Annotated in this window: 3 protein-coding genes; all 3 read left to right on the plus strand. The window is 55.8% G+C overall.

All coding sequences use genetic code 11. The features are described 5' to 3' along the window. Positions 1-639: GTPase (locus tag VI895_12780; protein HLG20673.1), on the plus strand; the 639-nt coding region annotated here is incomplete at its 5' end. A 95-nt stretch (positions 640-734) separates the two neighbouring features. Further along, entirely contained in the window at positions 735-1,538 is an 804-nt protein-coding gene (locus VI895_12785; GenBank protein ID HLG20674.1) for an arginine deiminase-related protein, read from the plus strand. A gap of 207 nt (positions 1,539-1,745) precedes the next feature. After that, a partial coding sequence (locus VI895_12790) for a hypothetical protein (GenBank protein ID HLG20675.1) occupies positions 1,746-2,944 on the plus strand: 1,199 nt, incomplete at its 3' end.

The following is a 2,944-nucleotide window of genomic DNA, read 5'->3' on the forward strand; positions in this document are numbered from 1 at the left end:
GACTTCCCGTTCGTCGGATCCGACCTCGAAATCGTCGTGACCGATCCCCACCGTCCGAACCACGAACTTCTGTATCATCCGGGCGAGACGAATTTTCTCCGAGGTGAAGTGGTGATCATCACGAAAATGGATTCGGCGGAGCCGGAGAAACTCAAAATCCTCGAAGGGAACATTTCAACGTTCAATCCCAAGGCTAAAGTCATTCGGGCAAATCTGAAAGTCGGCGTGGAAGATTCAGCGAAAATCAAGGGCAAAAAGGTATTGGTGGTCGAAGATGGGCCCACGCTGACGCACGGGGAGATGTCTTTCGGTGCAGGGGTTCTTGCGGCGAAGCGCTTCGGCGCTTCGGAGCAGATCGATCCTCGCCCCTATGCCGTCGGAAGGATCGCCGACACGTTCCGCAAATATCCGTCGGTCCGAGGCCTTCTCCCGGCCATGGGGTACGGCGGCCAACAGGTGAAGGACTTGGAAATCACGATCAACACTACACCGTGCGACACGGTTTTAATCGCCACGCCGATCGATCTGCGCCGAGTCTGTAATATTCAGCACGATACCTGTCGCGTGACGTACGACCTGGAAGAAATCGGTCGTCCGACGGTGGAAGAAATTCTGCAACACCTGGGAAAGAAGAATTGAATTCAAACGGCGTAATCCGTAGTCCGCTCGATCTCGGTCGTCGCTCTGCGGCGGATTTTGCGCCACGTCCCGAACCTACGGAATGCCTCCTTTGTATGCCGACCTATTTCGACGTTGTGGATGTGAAGAATCCCCACATGAAAGGGAACATCGGCAAGGTCGAGAAGGAGAGGGCTCAACTGCAGTGGCAGTCTGTTCGCGAGGCGGTGGTGAAGACGGGCACGATGATCCGTTTAATGGAGCCGGTGAAGGGACTGGAGGACATGGTCTTTTGCGCAAACCCGATGCTGCCGGGCTTGGGAGCGAACGGCGAGAAAATTTGTCTCCTCTCCAACATGACCCATCCGTCGCGGAAAAAGGAGGTGCCGGCATATGAGAAATGGTTTGCGGCGCGCGGGTACAACGTCCTCCGACTTTCGAATTCAGATTGGCGGTTTGAAGGACAGGGGGACGCGCTCTGGCATCCCGGGCGACGCCTTCTTTGGGGCGGCTACGGCTTTCGGACGGTTCCAGAAGCGTACGCGGAAATTGCAAAGATCTTTTCGACTCCCGTCGTATTGCTCAAGCTGGAGAATGAAGATTTTTATCACTTGGACACCTGTCTCAGTCCTCTATCCGAAAGCGAAGCCCTTTATTATCCCGGAGCGTTTAACGAAGACGGTCGCGCGCTTATCCGTGCATTATTCTCCGATGCGATCGAGGTTCCCGAGAATGAGGCTCGAAAAGGATTCGCCTGCAACGGTTTTGTTCTCGGCAAGAACGTATTGATTCAAAAAGGGAACAAGAAGACCTGTCAGGCTCTTCGAAAAAGAAACTACGTACCGGTCGAGATCGATACATCCGAGTACATCAAATCCGGGGGGAGTGTCTTCTGCATGAAAATGATGGTGTATCCGTAAGACCGCCAACGCTCTGCCGAGTATCCGCAATTTTTGTCGAAAACGCCCGTAACAAAAGGTTACATATGCCGAATAATATTCGAATACGCCACCTCGTTAACTGGAAATTAAATTGGCACATCAGTTGCTCCTTGGGGGTACACAATGCGGGTAGGATCTCGGCTGTCGCTACTCTGGTTTTCTGTGTGCCTGTTCACGGCTTTAGGCGTGGGTTGCACGGAACAAAAGGATCAGAATCGCTTCAATTCACAGGGAAAGCGTTTTTGCGAAGACTGCAACGGTGGTCCCTTACCCACCGCAACTCCGACGCCAACACCCACGCCCACCCCCATCCCGAACTCCACCGGCTATGGTTTCATGGGGACGTTTCCCGCCTCCACGTTCATGGCGGGACAGGGGGTTTATTGTCCGCTAAAGCTGAGCACGCTTTTTCAGGCGAATGTCCCGATCGAGTCGATCACCGCCAACAACGGAAGAAAGAAGGGCTATTTCACGTTCGGTCAGGCGATCGCGGGGATTGGATCGGGCTACCGCATTTACGACATTCGTAATATCGGCTCGTTCTCGCCTTCCACCGTATTCACCGTCGACCAACCGGTTTCCGGCTCGACGACGAAATTCTACGTCAACGAAACGGTGAGCCAGAGTTTCACCGGCGGTGCCGAAAGCAAAGCGAACGTCGACTCCAAGTGGGAAGGGCTGTATATGTCCTGTTCCGTCAACGGCATTGATCCGCTCGATGCGTACGGAGAGAATTTTCCTCCCGCGACGGAGCCGGGGGTGACGCTCAAAATCGATCTCATCGCCGACGCTTCCCACGCCGCCTGCAATCTTTTTGAGCTGGACGGCCGTTTCTATCTCTACATCGATTCCACGTTCTCGAACTGGCGGGTCCCCGCGTACAAACAGAATTGGGAGGCTGGGAATCTCCGCGTCGATCCGGAGAGCGGCCAAGTGAATCTCTCCGATGGCGGGTGTAGCGGCGACATCGCCGGCCGGACAATGAGCGTATCGATCGGAAGTTCGGTTCGACCGTTCTCCGCGCCGGAAATGGGCGCCACGTATGACTCCCGGGAAATCCCCTCGATCGCCCCGCGCATCGACCATGTTTGCGTGACCCAACGCGCCGATTGGGACGCCGGCCTCATGGATTCCGACTGCATCGGACGCGGAACGAACGGCAGCGGCCTCAATGGAGATATGAAGGCCCGAACCGGCGACGTCATTTCGATCTTCGGCGCCAATTTCCAGCGTACGAACCGCGCCCCCCTATGTCTGGCCACCGAGCCCGCGAACTGCGCCCGAACGCGCTATCCGTTGGAAGCCAAACTCTCCGTGGGCGGCGTCGACGTCGCTCGTTACATGGGGAACGCGTTCGCGTTTGTGAACACGGCCGATCCCAACGA

This window comes from Bdellovibrionota bacterium, assembly GCA_035292885.1.
Lineage (GTDB): Bacteria > Bdellovibrionota_G > JALEGL01 > JALEGL01 > DATDPG01 > DATDPG01.

Coding starts and splice junctions, on each gene's coding strand:
- VI895_12785 (HLG20674.1), top strand. CDS start 735: ATGCCGACCTATTTCGACGTTGTGGATGTGAAGAATCCCCACATGAAA.